This window comes from Flavobacterium ajazii (genome assembly GCF_010614725.1).
Classification (GTDB): Bacteria; Bacteroidota; Bacteroidia; order Flavobacteriales; family Flavobacteriaceae; genus Flavobacterium; species Flavobacterium ajazii.
Map to the genome: position 1 here is coordinate 167,591 of NZ_JAAEHL010000004.1, position 22,014 is coordinate 189,604.

Genomic DNA, 22,014 nt, shown 5'->3' on the forward strand with positions numbered 1-22,014 from the left:
CAAAATTTAAGATGAAGAATTCAAGCCAAATAGATACTGAAGGTTTTACAATTATTGATAATGTTTATAACGAAGATGAGATTCAAAAATTAATATCTTTAATTGAAGACACAACCGAAAACAATCCCGAAAATGTTACTTTCAGAAAATCTCAGGATTTATTTGCTATAAGACAATTTCATAAAGAAGTACCTGAAACTTTACCTTTTATATTCAATCAGAAGTTACAGGATATTATAGAAACTGCTTTTGGAAAAGGCTATTTTATAACCAAATCCATTTATTTTGACAAACCTGAAAAGTCGAACTGGTTTGTAGCCTATCATCAGGATCTGACTATTTCTGTCAATAAAAAAATTGAGATTGCGAATTTTGAAAACTGGACTGTAAAACAAAATCAGTTTGCGGTTCAGCCTCCTGCAGCAATTCTCGAAAACAATTTCACTATAAGGATTCATATTGATAAAACCACAAAAGATAATGGCGCTTTGAAAGTGATCAATAACTCACACTCCAAAGGAATTTTGAGAATTGAAAAACTTGATTTCGAAAATGAAAAGGAAACTATCTGCGAAGTTGAAAAAGGCGGCATCATGATTATGAAACCTTTACTGTTTCATGCTTCAAACAAAACTACAAATAACGAACGAAGAAGAGTTATTCATATTGAGTTCAGCAAAGAGGAACTTCCGGAGGGATTGGAATGGAGCGAAAAAACAGTTGTCTTGAACTAATATTTTCTTTGAAAATGAATTGGATAATAAGAAATACTGAAAAATTATGTTGTCATACAAACTTAAATGATCTTTTAAATTCATCATGGATAAACATTTCAGATTTTAATTGGATAATGTCTGACTTAGACATTGTAAATTTTTCAAAACAGCAATTACCAATTGGTCTGGAAGATGACTATTCAATAATAACCTTTGAAACTTTAGAAAAAATAATTAAAACAGATTCTCAAATCATATGGGGTGTAATATCTGCTGTTAAAAAACGAGAAAAACCAATATTTGATATTAAAAATCCTCCATTTGCAGAAGGAAATGATGATGTCTGGATTAATGATAAATTTCAGGTAGAAAACCCATCCTGCGAAATTACTGCTTGGGATAGTTCTTTTACAATTATAAAATTTAAAGACGAAGAATTATCTAAAAAATTTAAGGCTTATTTTGATGAAGCGATAGAATTAGAAAATTTTGGCTAAAAATATTTTTATAAATTTCTTTTGAAAACGAATGCCCTAGCCCGGATGGAAGTGGCATCCTTTTGTGCCGGGGTTCGGCGCAAAAGATATAGCGTACAGCCGGAATAGCTCCTGAAATTTATCCGGGAAAATATTTTGGCTTTAAATTTTGATAGACTTTAAACATCAAAAATCCGAAAAGTGCTCCGAAAAAATATCCTGTTAGAATGTCTCCAGGATAATGTAAACCTAAATAGATTCTGCTATAAGCGAAAATTAACGGCCATAAAAAGATAAATCCAAGGTATTTGAAATGACGCTTTAGAACCAGAAATAAAAACATAGCTACAGCCATGGTATTAGCAGCATGACCGGAGAAAAAACTATAAGATTTACGGGATTGAACTACTCTGATTATTGTATTGATTTCAGGATTATTACAAGGTCGTAAACGCTGAAAAGTACTTTTGAAAAGATTGGTTGTCTGATCTGTAAAAGCAATTAAAACAGCTATAAAAAGTAATAAATACAAGGTCTGTTTTCCGCCTATTTTTTTATAAATAAGATAAAACATCAATAAAAAAACCGGAGTCCAGTTTAACTGGCTCGTGATAATCAGCCAAAATTTATCGTATGTTTCGGATCCTAAACTGTTAAGATACACAAGTAAACTGGTATCTAATTCCTGTATTTTTTCTAGCATATTATCTTTGGCGTTTTATAGGTCCCGAGATTGAATCGATATCTTCTTTTACTTTGTCAATTTCAGTTGCTGTATCTCCTAAAAAGCTTCCTGAATCACCCAGCAGATTAGTTTTTGCATCATTAATCTGAGCATTAATATTGCCTGTTATATCAGTTAAAGACTTTGTATCAAGACCATTTTCCTCTGCTCCTTTTTGGATTTCGCTTTTAATATCGTTCGTTGCATTTTTTAACTGCGCCATCGCTTTACCCATTGTGCGGGCAATTTCAGGCACTTTGTCTGAACCAAAAAGCATTAGTACTATAAACAGTATAAAAACTAATTCTCCTCCTCCTATACCAAACATAACTTCTATTTTTGTGTGCGACAAATATATTAAATTTTGAAGCGGTGTGTTCTAAAAATTAACTTAAAAAAAGGCTCTTTTCAGAGCCTTTCTAATTAATAATTAATCAAATTTTGATTTTTCTTCGGTTTTTGGCCATGAATTATTGGTTACATCAATATCCGCAGTTAATAATTTTGGATCTATCTGAATACTTTTGATTCGTTTTTCAGTTGCATACACTTTTTTAGCTGACTCATTACCTTTTCTCCAGATTTGTGCCGGATACTGATAGCTGTTTTTTGAACCGTCTTCATAAGTGATTTCAACCAGAATAGGCATAATCATTCCGCCCGGTTTATTGAATTCTACTTCGTAGAAATATTTAGGTGATTTGATACTTGCTTTTTCCTCTGCAGTAAAAGTCTGATCTACATATTCTGCTAACGGCTTGAAATCTTCTACTTTCAGAGCCTTTTTCTTAGAGGCATCCACTTCAGCATTATCACCGGAAACTAAATAAACAAAAGGACCTTTTTCGTAACCGAATCTTCCTTTTCTAACTTTTAAATCTTTTAAATCTGCAGTAGGAGTTTCAGAAACGTAATATTGTTTTACATCTTTAATTCCGATATCTACAAAGTCAGTTGAATAAAACCATCCTCTCCAAAACCAGTCCAAATCAACTGCAGAAGCATCTTCCATAGTTCTGAAAAAATCTTCAGGCGTTGGATGTTTGAACTTCCATCTGTTGGCATAAGTTTTAAAAGCATAATCAAACAATTCTCTTCCCATAACTACTTCTCTCAAAATATTAAGTCCTGTAGCAGGTTTTCCGTAAGCATTATTTCCGAATTGATGAATAGTCTCAGAATTTGACATAATAGGTTCCAAAAACTTCTGATCTCCGCTCATGTACGGAACGATATTTCTTGCAGGTCCTCGTCTTGAAGGGAATTTAGGATCTAATTCCTGTTCTGCCAGATACTCCAAAAATGAGTTTAAACCTTCGTCCATCCAGGTCCATTGACGCTCATCGGAATTTACGATCATCGGAAAGAAAGTATGGCCAACTTCGTGGATTACAACACCGATCATTCCGTTTTTAACTTCTCTGCTGGTTACTCCATTTTCGTCTGGACGACCAAAATTCCAGCAAATCATTGGATATTCCATACCCTGATCTTCAGCAGAAACTGATACTGCTTTTGGATATGGATAATCAAAAGTATGAGAGGAATAACTTTTTAAAGTATGTGCAACCACCATTGTAGAAGTTTCTCCCCAAAGTGGATTGGCTTCTTTTGGATAAACCGATTCTGCCATAACAGTTCGGTTTCCAATTTTTACAGCCATTGCATCGTAAATGAATTTTCTCGAAGAAGCAATTCCAAAATCACGTACGTTTTTTGCACTGAATTTCCATGTTTTTTTCTTTTCAGAAAAACCTTTTTCAGCCGCTTCAGCTTCAGCCTGCGTAACAATCACAACCGGTTTGTCAAATGATTTTTGAGCCTGTTCGTAACGTTTTACCTGTTCTGGCGTAAATACTTCTGCCCTGTTTGTCAATTCTCCTGTAGCATCGATAACATGATCGGCTGGAACTGTAACATTTACATCAAAATTTCCAAAAGGAAGTGCAAACTCTCCACTTCCCCAGAACTGCATATTTTGCCAGCCTTCTACATCATTATAAACTGCCATTCTAGGATAAAACTGGGCAATTACATATAATTTATTACCGTCTTTTTCAAATAATTCATAACCGGAACGTCCGCCTTCTTTTCTGTAATTATTGATGTTATACCACCATTTTATAGAAAACGAAATCTTTTCACCAGGTTTTAAAGGCGAAGCCAGATTAATGCGCATCATGGTTTCGTTAATCATATAAGACATTGGGTTTCCTTTAGCATCTTTTACATATTCGATATTAAAACCACGTTCTAAATCTTTCTTCAGATATTTATCTGAAAACCCTGCCAGAGGAAATACCTGATTGATTTTTTCGCCTTCAGCTAAACTGGATTGCGTATTGGCTCTTGCCTGATTCTGATCAAGCTGAATCCACAAATATTCCAAACTATCCGGCGAATTGTTTGAATAGGTAATCGTTTCAGATCCGCTTAATTTTGAATTTTTATCATCTAATTCGATATCAATCTTATAATCTGCCTGTTGCTGGTAATAAGCCGGTCCCGGAGCTCCTGATGCCGTTCGAAACATATTTGGCGTAGCCATCAAATCGTACATCTGGCTAAACTTGTTTGTATCATACTTTCCCTGTTGTTTTGGGGCAACAACTGTATTTTTTTCCTGAGCCACCAACATGGCTGGAAAAAGCAATAATAATGAAAGTCTTCTCATAAATATTTTTTGGAATTTTTTGAAGCTGTGAAAATAGCAATTAAAACAACAATTTTACCTTGTTCATTAATACTTTAACACTTCTTTCCTTGAAGATTCTGTAAAAAGAACACTTCTTTTAGTTCCAAATGCTGAAATATGTGTAATATTTTGCTGCTCAGCATTCCAGTCTGTCAAAACAGCATTGAAAATTTCTAAAGTTTTAAATTTTTCGACGCCTGTAATTCGGGAATAACACACCAAAACATCCTCAGCTTCTAGTTCTTTGGATAAAAAAGCAATTGACTTTAGCTGACCGTTAATTTTGATAGTAAAATTTTCTGAAAGGTATTTTTTTAGCAAATCAATATCGGCCTGAGTTTCTTTGTCGGTTCCGATGAATGTTTTTTTATGGTATTTTTTTTCGATCCCCTTGTTCAGATCATCAACAAAGATTCGTGAAGTAATCTGAATCATTTTTTTTTCAGCTGCATAGTTCACCTGAAAAATTCCCATATAAAATTTATGGAACGCAAAAGACGAAAGGGATAAAAATAATATTCCGATCAAGAAATAAAGTGTATTGTTTTTCATTTCTGATTCATCTCAGTCTTTTTGAATTCTTTGTTTTTATTGATCATGAAGTCCATCAATTCAAACTTTTGGTCTGTTTTTAAATGTCTTTTAGATTCAGAATCATTAGAACAATACATTAAAAACAAGTCTATTTCATCTTCTTTCAATCCTAAAGTTTTGGTAAAAAAATCAGGTGTAAAATTATCTTTTGAATACTCTACAAAAGCAATATCACTTACAACCTCTTCTTCAACCTCTTTATCTTTACGGAGAAGCTTTTTCACATCTTTAAAAATCCGTACAAAATCAGTTCCGTATTTAATTGTCTGATTCGAATACATTGCTGTATTTTTAGCAGTTGACTGTTTGTCATCTTCAAATTGCATATCAACAAAACGCTGAGAACCACCATCAAGAGAATTAATTTTTAAATCTTTATGAACCAAAACCTCTTTTAGCTCAACATTTACTAAATCTAAATGTACCAAAAAAAGCGTTTCTGCACAATCTTTTTCTGTCAGTACAATTTTTTTTGACTGAAATGCCATTCCTGTAAACAACAAGGTATCTTTAGGTCTTGCCAGAATATCAAACAAACCATTTGCACCAATAAATGTTCTGGTCTTGGCATTTATATTCATCACATTTCCGGTTTCGATAGGAAGAGAACTATTAACTGCCTGTCCATGTAATGACTTTCTCGAATTAGTCTGTCCTATTATCAATTGACAAAACAAACACACTACAAATATTCCGAATTTATTTTTCATGTTCTATAATTGTTAGATATTCCTGTGCCAAACCAGTTATCAAGAACATACTCATTGTTTTGTTCTTTGTATTCAAAGATAGCGAAAATTCAGGATTATCCACACAATAAAGCTGAAATCCTTTTATGTGTTCTGAAGGAATTTTAAGACGTTCTGTATAATACGTTTCTTCAAAAAGATATTCCATTTTTCTAAACAGCATTTCTTTTTTCTCCACTTTTGCTTCTTTTTTCAGCATTGAAGTTCTTCCTGAAATAGCATTCAGGACTTTATCCACAGAAGTTGATGTGGCGGTATAAATCTTTCTCTCTGCAGGAGTGTATTTTTTTTGTCCCAGGGGAATAATTCCGAGATTTTCTGCAGTGATATTCGCATTGTCGTTTACAATTACCTCTTTAAGCTCAACTTCTTTAGCTGACATTCGAATTATAAGCACAATATCTCCCAGATCTTCTGCTGTAATCCTGTGTTTTAAAGCGTTTAGATTTACGGCAGAAAAAACCAAAACATCCCCTTCCCTCACCACCATAGAAAACTTTCCGTTTTCATCAGAAACTGTTGCGACCTGAGTTGTATTATTTATAATATTCACTCCTTCAACCTGCGTAGACTGCTCAAAAACCTGACCCAAAATCTCTTTAGACACCTTGCTTTGACCAATACTAATCTGGACAAAAAAAAGAAAAACGATATATAAATTATTTTGCCTCACTAGCAATTATTTCTTTGTATTTAACCGCTAATTCGCCTAATAAAAACTCAGTAGAAGTTTTATTCTTTGAATTTAAAATCGTTGTAAACTTCTCATTTTCGACAACATAATATTCAAAACCTTTTACATATTCAACAGGAATTTTAAGTCTGTCTACAAAATGATCCAACGGAAACATATTCTCTAAAAGCTTCATGAAGGACTCTTTTTTCTCTACAGCTACTTCTTTTTTTAACATTGCTGTACGCCCTGAAAAGAAATTCAATAAAGGATCAGCAGAAATAGAACCACCTGCCATTGATCCCGCGCTGGCAGTAGGGTTTAAAGCTGTAGCCGTATGCAGTTTTCGCTCAGCTTCAGTGTAGCTTTTCTGTCCCGAAGGAATAATCCCTAAAGCCACAGCATTAATATTATCATATCTTTTTATGATTACTTCCTGCAACTGATACATCAGAAGACTCAATTTAACTGTAAAATTAAGGTTTGAAAAATCTTCCGCTTTTAATAAAATCCTGTTTTCTTTAAACTGAATTGATGAAAAAACAAGAATATCACCGCTTTTAGCCATAATAGAAAAAGAGCCGTCAGCAGCAGTTGTTGTCATTGCTTCAGTTTCGGCATTAATAACATACACCCCTTCCAAATCATTTGTGTTTGAAATGATTTTTCCGTTTAAAACAGTACGTTCCTGGTTTTGAGACCAAATCATCTGACTCAAAAACATAACTAAAAAACAGAGATTTTTGTCAATCAAAATAGAAAAATTAGCATTAATCTTAAAAATGTAAAAATATCCTAATGTGTTCCAAATTTAATACTAAGGGCATGGTAAAAATATGTTAATTAAAACCCGCTTTTTAACATCAAAAACATCCTTTTTTAATACCTTTAAACCTAAATAAACCGAGTTAGAATTTATGAAAAATATTATTATTGCAAGCACTTCTACATTACACGGAGGAAATTATTTAGAATATTTACTACCCGTTTTGCAATCGCATTTTAAAAACTGCAAAAGTATTTTATTCATTCCTTATGCGCGTCCCGGTGGAATTTCTCATGACGAATATACTCAAAAGGTTTCAATAGCCTTTAAAAACCTTAATATTTCAGTAAAAGGAATCCACGAATTTGAAAATCCGGAAGAAGCACTACAAAATGCAAAAGGTATATTTACAGGTGGAGGAAATACTTTTTTACTGGTTTCTCAACTGTATAAAAACAATGTTATGCAGTTACTTTCTGAAACCGTAAAAAAAGGAACACCATATTTAGGCACAAGTGCAGGAAGCAATATTTGCGGCCTCTCGATGCAAACAACAAACGACATGCCTATCGTATATCCTCCAAGCTTTAAAACCTTAGGAACTATCCCTTTTAACCTGAATCCGCATTATTTAGATCCGGACCTACAATCCAAACACATGGGAGAAACCCGAGAAACGAGAATAAAAGAATTCCATGCCTTTAATACAATTCCGGTTTTAGGCTTAAGAGAAGGAAGCTGGCTTGAAGTCAAAGGAGAAAAAATTACTTTAAAAGGTGATTTATCAGCCCGTTTATTTCTACAGAATCAGGAACCAACTGAATTAAATCCGGAAAGCGATTTGAGTCATTTAAAATAAAACTAAATTTCAGCATTAAGAGATTAAGAAAATTAAGATTTAGTCTTTACACAACTTAATCTCTTAATGAGATAAAAAACAAAAAAGCCTCAAACAATGTTTGAAGCTTTTTAAAGAGCGAAAGACGAGGCTCGAACTCGCGACAACCAGCTTGGAAGGCTGGAGCTCTACCAACTGAGCTACTTTCGCATTATGAGGGTGCAAAGATAAATAATTAATTCGTTTAAAAAAACTAAACTCAAAATTATTTACTTTGAGTCCGAACTTATAAATCCGGCTTAGAGCGAAAGACGAGGCTCGAACTCGCGACAACCAGCTTGGAAGGCTGGAGCTCTACCAACTGAGCTACTTTCGCATTACTGTGGTGCAAATATAGAAAATAAGTTAAGTTCAAAACAAGCTTTTTTGAAAAAAAAATTAATTAAAAATCACTATTTTTAGTAATCAGTTTAAAATTAAAAAGTTATAGCTTTGTTTTTTTTTATTCAACCATGCAATTTATCAAAGAAATATCTGCAAAGCAGACTCACATTGTCAGACAACCTGTACTCCGAAAAGGAAAACCTCCTGAAACATGCTTTTTTGAAGGAGATGATCTGGAAAGCACACATCATTTTGGCTTATTTGAAAACCAAAATTTAACAGGAATTATTTCGTTATTCCTAAAACACAATCCTATATTTGCAGAAAATTTGCAGGCACAGATCAGAGGCATGGCTATTCTCGAATCCCATCAAAAAAAAGGCTTTGGAGAAGCATTGGTAAAACACTGCGAAGAATATTGCCTTGCAAGACAATTTGACCTGATTTGGTTTAATGCAAGAGAATCCGCTGTTGGGTTTTATAAAAAAAAGGGATATAAAACCATCGGAAACTCATTTGATATCCCTGAAATTGGAGAACATTATTTAATGTACAAAAAACTAAAAAATGAATAAACTTTACTTTCTGTTGCTGCTTTGTCTTTTTATAAGCTGCAAAAAGGAAAATCAGAATGCGCCTCAAATCCAAAAACCTTTGCCCGCTATTGTGATTACTGATGCCAAATCTATTTCTATAGACACTGATCTAATAAATAGTTTCAAAAGCAAAACGCTTAAACAATTTTATCTTTCGTCAGATAATAAAACCATTTGGGGAAACCCTGCTAAAAGATCTTATATTTTGTCTCAATTAAAAAATTCAGAAGAATTAGGTCTAAACCCAAATGATTATCGTATAAAAAAAATGGAAAGTTTTGAAGCACGCTTCAATATTCTGACAGACAGAGAACTTGCCGAATATGATTTATTACTAACTCATAATTTTGAGAAGTACGTAATACATTTATATGAAGGAAAATTAAATCCTAAATACTTATATGGAAACTGGGCACTGGAAGACAAGTCTTTTGATGTAAATACGGCGTTGGTAAAAAGCTTTATTCGCAACACATTAGATAGTCTTGTTCAAAACATCCAGCCAAAAGCACAAACGTACAAACAATTACTAAAAGCCTTAAAACTCATTAACAGCTTTCCTGAAGATCATATTCAGTCAATTGCGTTTACTGAAAAAATCACATTAAAAGACACCAACCCTTCATTAGTAAACATTAAAAAAAGACTTTTATACTGGAATGACATGTCCGGAGATGATAGCCTCACAACGATCTACGATCAAAAAACATTTGAATCGGTTAAAAAATTCCAGTCCCGCCACGGATTACCCGCTGACGGCGTTATTGGAGCAAGCACTGTTCATGCCTTAAACTTTTCTAAAGAAAAAAGAAAACATCAGATTATTGCCAATCTGGAACGCTGGAGATGGTATCCTAACGAATTTTCAGAAAATTACTTTATCGTAAACATTCCTGATTTCAGCCTGCATGTTGTCGAAAATAAAGACACAACCGCTGTTAGAAATGTAGTGGTCGGCACCAGTAAAAGAAGAACTCCGGTTCTAACCTCTACTCTTAAAAGCATCGTTTTTAATCCGACATGGACAGTCCCTCCTACTATTTTAAAAGAAGATGTAGTACCTGCTATGAAACGCAACCGAAACTATTTAAAAAACAAAAACATTACTATTTACGATACCGCAGGACACGTAGTTGACCCTGCAAACTGGAACATCAATAAACCTCGCAAGTACAGATACATTCAGAGTCCTGGTTATTATAATTCTTTGGGATTAATAAAAATTATGTTCCCTAACAATTATAGTGTGTATCTGCATGACACAAATCACAGAAATTATTTCGAAAGAAGCAATCGTTCTCTGAGTTCGGGCTGCGTACGAGTGGAAAATCCTCTGGAATTAGCCCAACATATTTTAGATGATTCTAAAAACTGGTCAAAGGAAAGAATAGATACTATTATCGCCAGCAAAAAAACAACCACTACAAAAATTACCAAAAAATACAAATTGTATCAATGGTATTGGACAGCCTGGAGCGAAAAAAACGAATTAATTTTTAGATATGACGTCTATGATCTTGATGAAGATTTGTATTCTAAATTAAGAAATTAATCCATCTCCCATCATAAAACTTCTTGACGGATGATAGATAAATAAACATGATTTGCCTTTTATTGCCTGAATAATATCATTGGTCAATTCAACCGGAATTGCAGGACAGCCCTGGCTTCTTCCTAATCTTTTATGATCTCTGATAAACGATTCAGAAACATAATCGGCACCATGCATCACAACAGCTCTTTCGCGGGCATTATCGTTTATACCTTTTTCTAATCCATCGAGACGCATGGACATACCATGTTTTCCCTGATAAATTTCGCCGGTCACATAAAAACCTAAGCTACTTTTATTAGATGAGTTAACGTTTGAAAATGCAGTAGCAAACTCTTCGCCGGTATTTCTGCCATGAGCAACAAGAGACTGAAATAAAACAGTATTAGTAGTTAAATCAATAACCCAAAGACGCTTTAAAGTAGACGACAGACTAAAATCAATCAGTGTCAGAACATCTTTATGAATCACTCCTTTTTCTTTCAATAAGTAAAATCCTTTTAAGGCTTCAGAAAAAGTCTTTAGTTCGGGCAACACAAAATTATTTGCGTTCAATGCGTGATAAATATTTTCGATCTTAGCATCAACAGCAGGTTTTTCAACACTTGCAATGCTTTTTGCTGTAACTTTTACAGTTTCAGCATTATTTTTAGAATCTGCACCAAAAGACAGAAACAAAAACAAAACTACAGGAAAAATCTTATAAATCATTGATTGAGTTTAGGTTAAACTTGATTTGAGGCTTGACAAATGTATAATTTATTTGGAATTTCGAAAATTTTTATCACTAAATTTGGTGATATTTGTTCAAATTTTAACAATAAAAAGCTTTAAAAGTTAAGATACACCAAAAAAGCCGTTTTTTTTAGTCAGAATTACACTGTTTAAAAAATGCAACATTCTAACTGAAAAGAAATTTGAGTATTTATAAACAACATCAACAGACACTTAAAATGTATACATTTTTAACAAAACATGCATTCTTCAATAGTTGCGCTACTATTGCGGACAGACAAAAAACTAAAATCAGTCTGCATTAATTTTAAAAAACGACGGCTTCTTCAATTAAATTATTATTTTTTGACAGAGTTCATTTTATAAAGCATAATTGTAACAATCGTTTCTTGCGTATTTTATAAATGGTTTATCTTTGCCAAAAACAAAAACCAATGAACAAAAAAGTAATCCTTATGATTTTAGATGGTTGGGGAAAATCTCCTGACCCTAAAGTATCTGCAATAGACAATGCAAATGTTCCTTTTATAAACAGCCTGTATCAAAATTACCCAAGCGCTCAGCTACGTACTGACGGATTAAACGTTGGTCTTCCTGAAGGACAGATGGGAAACAGTGAAGTAGGCCACATGAATCTTGGCGCTGGAAGAATTGTTTACCAGGATTTAGCCAAAATAAATTTAGCAGTAGCACATAAAACTCTTGCCAAAGAACAGGTTCTTATTGATGCTTTTACTTACGCAAAAGAAAACAACAAAAAAGTACATTTTTTAGGATTAGTTTCTGATGGAGGTGTTCATTCACATACTTCGCACTTACGTGGACTAATTGATGCTTCTCAGGAATATGGATTAGATCAGGTTTACATTCACGCTTTTACAGACGGTCGTGATGTTGATCCAAAATCGGGTGCAAAATACATTCAGGATTTAGAAAACCATATTAAAGATACTCCGGTAAAAATTGCTTCTATCGTTGGGCGTTATTACGCAATGGACCGTGATAAAAGATGGGAACGTGTAAAACTGGCTTATGACTTAGTTGTAAACGGAACCGGAACGTCTTCAAAAAATGCTGTTGCAAGTATTCTTGACAGTTATTCAAAAGATGTTACGGATGAATTTATCGAACCAATCGTTATGGTTGACGAAAACGAAAAACCATTAGCTACAATTATTGAAGGCGATGTGGTTATTTTCTTCAATTTCAGAACAGACCGTGGCCGTGAATTGACTGAAGCGTTATCCCAACAGGATTTCCATGAACAAAACATGCACAAACTAAACCTATATTATGTTACGCTTACTAACTACGATGAAACATATCAAAACGTAAAAGTAGTTTACAATAAAGACAACATTACCGAAACTCTTGGTGAAGTTTTAGAAAAAGCAGGCAAAAAACAAATCAGAATTGCCGAAACAGAGAAATATCCGCACGTAACATTTTTCTTTTCAGGAGGTAGAGAAACTCCTTTTGATGGTGAATCAAGAATCCTGAGAAACTCTCCAAAAGTTGCCACTTACGATTTACAGCCGGAAATGAGTGCTTACGAATTGGCAGATGCTCTTGTGCCTGAACTGAACAAGGGTGAAGTTGATTTCGTTTGTTTAAATTTTGCAAACGGTGATATGGTTGGACATACCGGAATTATGGAAGCGGCGATTAAAGCCTGTGAAGCTGTTGATTCCTGCGCGAAACAAGTGATAGATGCTGCTCTTGCAAATGATTATACTACAATTGTAATTGCTGACCATGGAAATTGTGAAACGATGATTAATCCTGACGGCAGCCCGAATACAGCACACACTACAAACCCGGTGCCGATTATTTTGGTTGACAAAGAGCTAAAAAATATTCAAAATGGCGTTTTAGGAGACATTGCCCCTACCATCTTAGAATTGATGGGAGTTCTTCAGCCTGAGGCAATGACCTGTCATTCGCTTTTGTAATTTACACCATATAAACAATATAAGTTCATTAAACAGAGCTTAAAAAAATCTCGCAAAGACGCTAAGTCGCAAAGAAATTTATAAACTTTGTGCTTCTGTGCCTTTGCGAGACTATTTTATAGCTATATCAAAACAATATCAAATGATACAATTGTTCCACTCCATAAATCACAAGACCAATAAATCCGCCAACCAAAGTCCCATTTATTCGGATATATTGAAGGTCTTTTCCAATTTCAAGTTCTAATTTTTCTGAAACTTCTTTTCCATCCCAGCTTTTTACCGTTGAGGAAATCAAATCACCGATTACCTTTTTATTATTCAGAAGAACTGAAAGCAAATCATTCTTGATGAAATTATTGATTTTATCAACCATTACAGCATCTTCTTTGAGTCCGTTTCCGAAATTCTGAATCAGACCTGAAATATTTTTTCGAATTGAAGACTCCCTGCCTTTCTCCAAATCGTTTGTAATTGACAATTTAATTTCATCCCAGATTCCGTTAATATAATCCTGAACTTCTTTCTTTCCCGCAAAACCCACAATCAGATTATTGATTTTGATTCGCATTTCTTCTGAATTCTTTACTTTATTCAGAAAATCAGAAATGTATTCGTCAATTTTAATTCTAACTGCACTCTCCGGATTTTTAGCCTCATCAAGAAATTCCTGTAAGCCATTAAAAATACCTTCTGTAATGCTTTTATCTGCCAGACCAAAGCTCAAAAAAGGTGTAGATTGTTTTACTTTCTTTCTAATTAAATCCTTATTATTACTTAATTCAGCACTCATCACTTCGAGAAGATTAGTAAGTAATTGATCCTTTACATTTCCTTTTTGCAATGGTTCTAAAGCAAGTGCCACCCAGTCTCCAAAATTTATTGCTTCAAGTTTTTCCTTAAACTGAACCTGAATGAATCTTTTTATATCCTCATCTTTTATTGTTTTTAAAATTCCGGGAATAAGATTTAAAGCTATAACATCCGCCACTTTATTAGCATTTTCTTCCTGTGAAAGCCAGTCTGAAGCTTTTGTTCCAAAATTGAATTCGTCTAATTTAACTTCTAATTTTTCCCGGTTCAGAAATTCTTCTGAAACAAAATTGCCGAGATTTTCTCCTATTTCATTCTTCTTAGTCGGAATAATTGCTGTATGCCAGATTGGAATTCCCATCGGATGACGAAACAAAGCCACAACTGCAAACCAATCGGCAATTCCGCCCACCATTGCCGCCTCACTAAAAGCCTGAAGCATTGGAATTTTGAAATAAATCGCAATTATAAACAACAGAACTGCGAAACCCAAAAGAGCCAAAGCATTTCTCTTCATTTTCTTTAGAGCCTTAACTTTAGCTATATCCTGATCTGTAATAATTTCCATGATTATAATGTTTTACTACTAATTTATGGCTTTTTTCTAAAACTTCGTGACTCTATGGATTGTTTAACAGCCACGAATTCATGAATTTTCTTTAAAAATTAATTCATTTATGCAATATGATTTTTTAAAATTTTGTTTTGAGATAATTCGTGAATTCGTGGCGAAAATTTTTAATTAAAAATTGTACTTTTGCGAACTGAAAATCTGAAAAATATGATTATCCAAAAAACGAGAGAGGAAATCGAATTAATGCGCGAAAGTGCTTTGATCGTATCGAAAACATTAGGAATGATTGCTTCTGAAATTAAAGAAGGAGTCACTACATTATATCTTGACAAATTAGCCGAGGAATTCATTCGTGATCATGGGGCGGTTCCGAGCTTTTTAGGATTATACGGATTTCCAAATTCACTTTGTATGAGTCCGAATGCCCAGGTAGTTCATGGAATTCCAAACAACACTCCTTTACAGAATGGCGATGTTATTTCTGTAGATTGTGGTGCTTTCAAAAACGGATTTCATGGAGATCACGCCTATAGTTTTGAAATTGGAGAAGTTGCTCCTGAAACTAAAAAGCTTTTACAGGTAACCAAAGAATCTCTTTACGTAGGAATTAGAGAATTTAAAGCTGGAAATCGTGTTGAAGATGTTGGAAACGCCATTCAAAAATATACCGAAGCTCATGGTTATGGTGTTGTTCGTGAATTAGTTGGACACGGTGTTGGTCAAAAAATGCACGAAGCTCCAGAAATGCCAAATTATGGTAAAAGAGGAAGAGGAAAACTTTTTGTTGAAGGAATGGTGGTTGCAATTGAACCTATGATTAACATGGGTACTAAAAATATCAAACAGCTTAAAGATGGCTGGACAATCCTGACTGCTGACGGAAAACCAAGTGCACACTTTGAACATGATGTTGCTTTAATCGATGGGAAACCTGAAATTCTATCGACTTTCTATTATATCTATAAAGCATTAGGAATCGAAAGCAATGAGGAAGATGAATTTAGAAAAGTGCCTTTAGTATTATAACTATTCCACAAAGATTCACAGAGATATACGCCGAGATTCGCAAAGAAATATTAATTATAAGCCTTTAAATGTATACTGATAATATATCTCAAGACGAATTAGATTCAATTTCATATAAGATTATAGGTCTTGCAATTGAAGTTCACCGACAATTAGGTCCGGGCTTATTGGAATCAGCTTATCAGGAATGTCTATACTATGAAATTGTAAATTCTGGTTTAATTGTTGAAAGACAAAAAACATTACCCATTGTCTATAAGGATATTAAATTAGACCATGGATATAGAATAGATTTGTTGGTAGAAAACAAAATTGTTATTGAATTAAAAACTGTTGAAGCTTTTACCGATGTTCATTTTGCACAAATATTGACCTATTTAAAACTTGGTAACTATCCATTAGGCCTACTTATCAATTTTGATTCAAAGATTTTAAAAAACAACATAAAAAGATTTATAAACACTTTGTGAAACTCTGTGTCTCCTTAGTGTAACTCCGTGAAATAACCCATGAAGAAACTTTTTAAATTAGTACTTAATACAATCCCGCGCCCCTTGTTAATTCGTCTGAGTTATGTGGTGCGACCAATTTTAGCTTTATCATTAAGAGGAAGCAAATTTACCGATCCTATTGACGGAAAAAGCTTTAAATCGTTTTTACCTTACGGATACGGAAAACAACGTAACAATGTGCTTTCTCCGAGCACACTCTCATTAGAAAGACACCGTTTGCTTTGGCTGTATTTAAATGATCAGACTGATTTTTTTACAGCGCCTAAAAAAGTACTGCATTTTGCCCCGGAACAGGCTTTTTACAAAAGATTCCGTAAACAGAAAAATCTTGATTACACCACAACCGATTTGCTTTCGCCTCTGGCAGATGTAAAAGCAGATATATGCAATTTGCCTTTCAAAGACAATGAATATGACGTTATTTTATGTAATCACGTTTTAGAACACATTCCGGATGATACCAAAGCAATGCAGGAATTGTATCGTGTTTTAAAACCGGGCGGAATGGCAATTTTGCAGATCCCTCAGGATTTATCACGTGAAGTTACGTTTGCAGACGATTCGATTACAGATCAGAAAGAACGTGCAAAAATCTTCGGACAATACGACCACGTTCGTGTTTATGGCCGCGATTATTTCGATAAATTAAGAAGTATTGGTTTTATTGTTATCGAAGAAGATTACACTAATAAAATTGCACCCGAATTGGTTGAAAAATACTGTTTAGCAAAAGGCGAAATTATTCCGCTTTGCTTTAAACAGGAAAACTAATTTTTTCTTTCACATATAAGTGATATAAGTTCATTTAAAAAAGCGTTTTCAAAATAGAGATAATTTGAAAACGCTTTTTTTTAGCCAAATTATAAGCCAACCAAATCCCTAAATCTTGGAACCTACAAAATCATTTCAGTTCTGTTTTGATATTAGTTTTGAAAAAAATCTGAATACTTATATTCCAACAGCCTATATTGTTGAGAATACCAGTGAAATCAAATATCTTGACAAAAAAGCAACTAAAGCCATAATTGAAAGTTTTGGTATTGATTATGAAAATTTAGATCCCAATTCCAAAAGGATTCTCACCATCTGTGAATCTTTAAAACCTGAATTTATATTCAAAAAATTCAGTGCTAAAGTAAAATCAGCCAAAACAATTGCCGATCTGCAGAAAGATTCTAAAATTGATTTTGCTATTCGCCAATATTTAAAATTGAATTTAAGCCCGTTTTATGATCTGATTGTAAAAGAACAGTTTCCGTTATCGATTAATTTAGGCCCTGAAAAAGATTTCTATCGTTCAAGAGTTAGTATCGATCCGTTGGATTTTGAACCTCAGATTCAGTTTGATAAACATTCAGAAGGCATTACTTACACCCTGTCTTTAAAAGAAAACGAAGCTGCTTTTTTACCTATGAATAAAAGTGTAGACATTCTTTTAGACGAACCAGGCTGGTTAATTATTGATAAAAAGTTAGGAAAATTAAAAGAACTGAATGCTAAAAAACTGACTCCTTTTTTAAAGAAAAAATCAATTGAAATTCCTTCAAAATTAGTTGATGATTATTTTAAAAGTTTTATTCCTGAAATAGCTAAAAAAATTGATATTGAAGCTACTGGTTTCGAAATGGAACAGCGTGATCAAATAATTTCAAGTACGATTCAGCCTGTTTATGATTTCTTTAAAAATTGTTACTATCTCAATCTTTATTTTGATTATAACGGTTATGTATTTGACGCAGGCAAAACTAAAAAAACACATTCTTTTGTTGATTTCAGCATTCCTAATGAGCCCAAAATAATTCAGTTTAAAAGGAGTGCAGTCGAAATTTTATATACAAAAAAACTACTTGAAATAGGTTTAGTAAAAATCAAAAACGAGCTTTTTGGGCTGGATACTGATGTAGAATCCAATGATCCTTATATCAATATTCAATTAATCATTGATAATAAGGAAAAACTTGAGAATCTAGGTTTTACAATCCAAAATCTAAAACTCGAAAGCAAAGAAATTATCACAGAAAGCAATACAATTTCATTTGCAAAAGAAACAAAAGCAGATTGGTTTGACATTAAAATTATCATTACGATTGGCAATTATAAAATCAATTTCAGCGAAATTATTCCGAACATAAAAAGCAAGGAAAGACTTTTTATGTTGCCAGACGGAAATTACTTTTTGATTCCGCTGGAATGGTTCAGCAAATATGGTTCTCTGGCAAAATTAGCAAAGACAGAAAACGGTGCTTTACTTTTACGCAAAAGTAACTTTACAGCCTTAGACGGAATTTCAGAAATTGATAATGATTTAGAACAAATTCATCAGGCTGAATTTACAGCTTCAGATTTAATAAAAGCAACTTTAAGACCCTACCAAATTGATGGTGTAAAATGGCTTTTAGGGCATTTTAACTCCAATATGGGCGCATGTCTGGCTGACGATATGGGACTTGGGAAAACATTACAGACTTTGTCTGTTTTGGTTTCAGTACAGGAACAATTAGGTTTTACCACCAAAACAACTAATTTCGACTTGTTTTCAAACGAAACAACTACAGAGAGAGAACCGCTTAAAGCTTTAATTGTTCTGCCATCTTCTCTGGTTTTTAACTGGTTTAATGAAGCCGGAAAGTTTACGCCACATTTTTCGAAAATGCAATACGTTGGCAACGATAGAAAATCATTGACTAGCAGAATAAATTCTACCGATTTAATTTTTACAAGCTACAGCATCATTCACAGGGATATTTCAATTTTAGAAAAATACGACTTCCGTTATTTGATTTTAGACGAAAGTCAATACATCAAAAACAAAAATTCTAAGATTTTTAAAGCCATCAATAAAATCCATACAAGCCATAAAATTGCTTTGAGTGGTACGCCAATCGAAAACTCACTTGACGATTTATGGTCGCAGATGCAGTTTATAAATCCTGATATTTTGGGCAGCTATGCTTTTTTTGTAGAAAATTTCAAAAATCCGATTGAGAAAAAGCAGAATGAAGAAGTTTTAGCTGAATTAAAAAATCTTATCCAGCCATACATATTAAGAAGAACCAAAGAACAGGTTTTAAAAGATTTACCGGAATTAACAGAGCAGATTTATTACTGCGATATGGATCCTGAACAGGAAAAATTATACGAAAAAGAAAAATCTAAAGCCCGTAACTTCCTGCTTAAAACAGATGGTTCAAGTCCAGATAAAATCAGCATTATCAATACTTTGATGAAACTGCGTCAGCTGAGTAATCACCCGAAAATGGTTGATCAGGATTCTGAAATTGATTCCGGGAAATTTATTGCTGTCACGAATTATCTTGAAAATTTAGTCAAAGCCAAACAAAAAGTTATTATTTTCAGTTCGTTTGTTACCAATTTGAATTTCTATACCGATTGGTGTAAAGAAAACAAAATTGAATTTTGTGAAATTACAGGGGAAACACCTGCCGAAAAAAGAGAACAACAAGTTAAGTTGTTTCAGGAAAAAGAAAATCCTTTATTATTCTTTATTTCGTTAAAAGCCGGAGGTGTTGGTTTGAATATTACAAAAGCTTCATACGTCTTATTCTTAGACCCATGGTGGAATCCTTTCGCAGAAAAACAAGGCGTTGGACGAGCTCACAGGATTGGACAGTTGAATAAAGTAAATGTAATTCGTTTTATTTCGAAAAATACAGTCGAGGAAAAAATCATCAAACTGCAGGAAAACAAAAAACTTTTGTCTGATTCGCTTTTAGAAGAAAGTTATATTAACGACGAACTTGAAGGCAATTTAGCCTATATTTTGGGCTCTTAGTAGTTAAATCCAATAGAGCGGGTATCTTTTTCGTTATATAAAATTGTTATATTTACAATCTTACAATGAAATAAGATGCCGAAATTTCTCTATACAAACTTTATTTTTCTTTTTATTTTCACTTTAGCGAAAGCTCAGGAAAAAGAAATTGACCCTCCATATAATATTAAAACTGTTTCTTTTATACAGAATGGCAGCAATGTAGTTCCGATATTTGAATTGGGGTCGTCATTCCAATTACAGTTTGATGATTTATTTGGTAATGAAGCCAATTATTATTTTGAAGTAGTTCATTATGACTACAACTGGAAGCCTTCTGATATTCCGAAAACAGATTACATTCGAGGTTTCGACAATCAAAGGATTACAGATTATTCGAACTCCTTCAATACACTTCAGAATTACTCGCATTACCGGCTTACTTTTCCAAACCAGTTTGCTACCCAATTACGGATTTCGGGAAATTATATGGTAAAAATCCTAAATGAAGACCGGGAAGTCGTTTTTTCAAGAAAATTTATTTTATACGAAAATCATTCAACGGTTGGAGTTCAGGTAAGACGAAGCCGTGATCTTAAAAATATTGACTACAAGCAAAATCTGGATATTGCTATACTTTCTAACGATATTGTTTTTCAAACACCTCTACAAAATGTAAAAGTGGTTTTACTTCAAAACGGTGATTTTAATACAGCCATCAAAAATATTAAACCACAATATACAATCGGAAACCAGCTTGTTTACAAATACGATAAAGAGACACAATTTTGGGGTGGTAATGAATTTTTATATTTTGAAAATAAAGACATTCGTGCCGCAAGCAATAATGTTGCAAAAGTTGGCAGTAATAATGATGTTTACAGTTCCTATTTATATACAAATCAGGCCAGAGCCAACCAGATATATACCGTTTATGAAGATGTTGACGGAAATTTTGTTGTTAAAAACATCAATGGTTCTAATCAGGAAATAGAAGCTGATTATGCGTGGGTATATTTTTCGCTGTCAGCTCCAACATTCCGTTTAAACAAAGACATTTACATCACAGGAATGTTCAACAATTACAATCTTTCCCCAGAATATAAAATGGACTATAATGCTGACAAAGGGATTTATGAAAAAGCAGTCATGATCAAGCAGGGTTTTACCAATTTTCAGTACAGGGTTGCCGACAAAAAAGGCGTAATTGATTTTGAAAATGCTATTGACGGAAATTTTTATCAGACCGAAAATGAGTATACCGTTTTGGTTTATTACCGCGAAAGTACAGACCGTTATGAAAGGGTTATTGGTAAAGGCAATGCTAATTCATTGAATATTATTAACTAAACATTGTAAAAAAGGATTCTGATTGAATCATTTTTTTTCTTAAATTTGCAAATATAACACACACATATATACTGTTTTAGTATGGTTTCTCAGATAACAAGAGGCATAAAAATATCTGTTTTGACTAGTTTTGAAGGTACTTACTTCAAAAACTACAAGATTCATTTTGCCTTTAGTTATGTTATTACAATCGAAAACCATAGTAAAGATTCTGTACAGCTGACTTCCCGTCACTGGGAAATTTTCGACTCTTTAAACGATCTTGAAGTTGTTGACGGAGAAGGCGTTATAGGTAAAAAACCCGTTTTAAAACCAGGTGAAAACCATACGTATAGTTCCGGTTGTTTGTTGTCATCTCCTTATGGTGCGATGAAAGGTCACTTTAACATGATTAATTTTACTACAACCAAAATATTTAAGGTTATAGTACCTACTTTTAGAATGTGTGCTCCTTTTGCCCTAAATTAATTAGTCGGGCAGTTTCTTTTTTATACTTAGCTTACCCCGCATCTTACAG

The 22,014-nt window shown here is 33.5% G+C and carries 21 protein-coding genes and 2 tRNA genes; 12 read left to right on the forward strand and 11 right to left on the reverse strand.

Features of this window, described 5'->3' with window-relative positions:
* The first annotated feature begins 11 nt into the window (after positions 1–11).
* Positions 12–734 (forward strand): phytanoyl-CoA dioxygenase family protein, encoded by a 723-nt coding sequence (locus GWR14_RS08640; RefSeq protein WP_163408635.1) that lies wholly within the window; start codon positions 12–14, stop codon positions 732–734.
* A 14-nt stretch (positions 735–748) separates the two neighbouring features.
* Entirely contained in the window at positions 749–1,213 is a 465-nt protein-coding gene (locus GWR14_RS08645) for a hypothetical protein (protein WP_163408636.1), read from the forward strand.
* A gap of 118 nt (positions 1,214–1,331) precedes the next feature.
* Here the strand turns inward: GWR14_RS08645 and GWR14_RS08650 are convergent, their stop codons facing one another.
* The 7 genes from GWR14_RS08650 to GWR14_RS08680 form a co-directional block, all read right to left on the reverse strand.
* Positions 1,332–1,895 carry a phosphatase PAP2 family protein gene (locus GWR14_RS08650; protein WP_163408637.1) on the reverse strand — a complete coding sequence of 188 codons (564 nt, stop codon included), beginning with the start codon at positions 1,893–1,895 and terminating at the stop codon, positions 1,332–1,334.
* Position 1,896: 1 nt separating this feature from the next.
* Positions 1,897–2,244 (reverse strand): Sec-independent protein translocase subunit TatA/TatB, encoded by a 348-nt coding sequence (locus tag GWR14_RS08655; protein WP_163408638.1) that lies wholly within the window; start codon positions 2,242–2,244, stop codon positions 1,897–1,899.
* A 102-nt stretch (positions 2,245–2,346) separates the two neighbouring features.
* Complete coding sequence (locus GWR14_RS08660; RefSeq protein WP_163408639.1) at positions 2,347–4,590, reverse strand: M1 family metallopeptidase; 2,244 nt, start codon at positions 4,588–4,590, stop codon at positions 2,347–2,349.
* 66 nt (positions 4,591–4,656) lie between these two features.
* Entirely contained in the window at positions 4,657–5,163 is a 507-nt protein-coding gene (locus tag GWR14_RS08665; protein WP_163408640.1) for a DUF6702 family protein, read from the reverse strand.
* On the reverse strand, positions 5,160–5,915 hold the full coding sequence (locus GWR14_RS08670) for a hypothetical protein (protein WP_163408641.1): 756 nt from the start codon (positions 5,913–5,915) through the stop codon (positions 5,160–5,162). The genes GWR14_RS08665 and GWR14_RS08670 overlap by 4 nt, the downstream gene beginning before the upstream one ends.
* Positions 5,905–6,561, reverse strand: a complete 657-nt coding sequence (locus tag GWR14_RS08675) for a carboxypeptidase-like regulatory domain-containing protein (protein ID WP_246236307.1) — start codon at positions 6,559–6,561, stop codon at positions 5,905–5,907. Before GWR14_RS08675 ends, GWR14_RS08670 begins: the two co-directional genes overlap by 11 nt.
* A gap of 52 nt (positions 6,562–6,613) precedes the next feature.
* Complete coding sequence (locus GWR14_RS08680) at positions 6,614–7,351, reverse strand: peptidase associated/transthyretin-like domain-containing protein (RefSeq protein WP_163408643.1); 738 nt, start codon at positions 7,349–7,351, stop codon at positions 6,614–6,616.
* Between the two features lie 193 nt (positions 7,352–7,544).
* Here GWR14_RS08680 and pepE point away from each other — a divergent pair, with 193 nt between their 5' ends.
* The gene (gene pepE, locus GWR14_RS08685; RefSeq protein ID WP_163408644.1) at positions 7,545–8,252 is read left to right on the forward strand and encodes a dipeptidase PepE; all 708 of its coding nucleotides are present in this window, start codon (positions 7,545–7,547) and stop codon (positions 8,250–8,252) included.
* 116 nt (positions 8,253–8,368) lie between these two features.
* Here pepE and GWR14_RS08690 read toward each other — a convergent pair.
* Together GWR14_RS08690 and GWR14_RS08695 are read right to left on the reverse strand one after the other, a co-directional pair.
* Positions 8,369–8,441: transfer RNA gene (locus GWR14_RS08690), tRNA-Gly, on the reverse strand.
* A 93-nt stretch (positions 8,442–8,534) separates the two neighbouring features.
* Positions 8,535–8,607: transfer RNA gene (locus GWR14_RS08695), tRNA-Gly, on the reverse strand.
* 136 nt (positions 8,608–8,743) lie between these two features.
* Between GWR14_RS08695 and GWR14_RS08700 the strand changes: the two genes are divergently transcribed.
* Together GWR14_RS08700 and GWR14_RS08705 are read left to right on the forward strand one after the other, a co-directional pair.
* Positions 8,744–9,190, forward strand: coding sequence for a GNAT family N-acetyltransferase (locus tag GWR14_RS08700; RefSeq protein ID WP_163408645.1), 447 nt, complete (start codon positions 8,744–8,746; stop codon positions 9,188–9,190).
* Positions 9,183–10,763, forward strand: coding sequence for a L,D-transpeptidase family protein (locus tag GWR14_RS08705; protein ID WP_163408646.1), 1,581 nt, complete (start codon positions 9,183–9,185; stop codon positions 10,761–10,763). The genes GWR14_RS08700 and GWR14_RS08705 overlap by 8 nt, the downstream gene beginning before the upstream one ends.
* On the opposite strand, the gene GWR14_RS08710 is transcribed toward GWR14_RS08705, so the two are convergent.
* Positions 10,752–11,474, reverse strand: a complete 723-nt coding sequence (locus GWR14_RS08710; RefSeq protein ID WP_163408647.1) for a murein L,D-transpeptidase catalytic domain family protein — start codon at positions 11,472–11,474, stop codon at positions 10,752–10,754. The genes GWR14_RS08705 and GWR14_RS08710 overlap by 12 nt on opposite strands.
* A 458-nt stretch (positions 11,475–11,932) precedes the next feature.
* Here GWR14_RS08710 and gpmI point away from each other — a divergent pair, with 458 nt between their 5' ends.
* Positions 11,933–13,450 (forward strand): 2,3-bisphosphoglycerate-independent phosphoglycerate mutase, encoded by a 1,518-nt coding sequence (gene gpmI / locus GWR14_RS08715; protein WP_163408648.1) that lies wholly within the window; start codon positions 11,933–11,935, stop codon positions 13,448–13,450.
* Positions 13,451–13,577: 127 nt separating this feature from the next.
* Here gpmI and GWR14_RS08720 read toward each other — a convergent pair whose 3' ends face one another.
* Entirely contained in the window at positions 13,578–14,831 is a 1,254-nt protein-coding gene (locus GWR14_RS08720) for a DUF445 domain-containing protein (protein ID WP_163408649.1), read from the reverse strand.
* Between the two features lie 213 nt (positions 14,832–15,044).
* Here GWR14_RS08720 and map point away from each other — a divergent pair, with 213 nt between their 5' ends.
* The 6 genes from map (at position 15,045) to apaG (ending at position 21,965) form a co-directional block, all read left to right on the forward strand.
* Positions 15,045–15,863 carry a type I methionyl aminopeptidase gene (gene map, locus GWR14_RS08725; RefSeq protein ID WP_163408650.1) on the forward strand — a complete coding sequence of 273 codons (819 nt, stop codon included), beginning with the start codon at positions 15,045–15,047 and terminating at the stop codon, positions 15,861–15,863.
* 68 nt (positions 15,864–15,931) lie between these two features.
* Entirely contained in the window at positions 15,932–16,333 is a 402-nt protein-coding gene (locus GWR14_RS08730) for a GxxExxY protein (RefSeq protein WP_163408651.1), read from the forward strand.
* A 39-nt stretch (positions 16,334–16,372) separates the two neighbouring features.
* Positions 16,373–17,146 (forward strand): class I SAM-dependent methyltransferase, encoded by a 774-nt coding sequence (locus tag GWR14_RS08735; protein ID WP_163408652.1) that lies wholly within the window; start codon positions 16,373–16,375, stop codon positions 17,144–17,146.
* Positions 17,147–17,261: 115 nt separating this feature from the next.
* A complete protein-coding gene (locus GWR14_RS08740) occupies positions 17,262–20,168 on the forward strand; it encodes a DEAD/DEAH box helicase (protein WP_163408653.1) in 2,907 nt (968 codons plus the stop codon).
* Positions 20,169–20,243: 75 nt separating this feature from the next.
* On the forward strand, positions 20,244–21,497 hold the full coding sequence (locus GWR14_RS08745) for a type IX secretion system plug protein (protein WP_163408654.1): 1,254 nt from the start codon (positions 20,244–20,246) through the stop codon (positions 21,495–21,497).
* A gap of 81 nt (positions 21,498–21,578) precedes the next feature.
* Positions 21,579–21,965, forward strand: a complete 387-nt coding sequence (gene apaG / locus GWR14_RS08750) for a Co2+/Mg2+ efflux protein ApaG (RefSeq protein ID WP_163408655.1) — start codon at positions 21,579–21,581, stop codon at positions 21,963–21,965.
* Positions 21,966–22,014 lie beyond the last annotated feature (49 nt).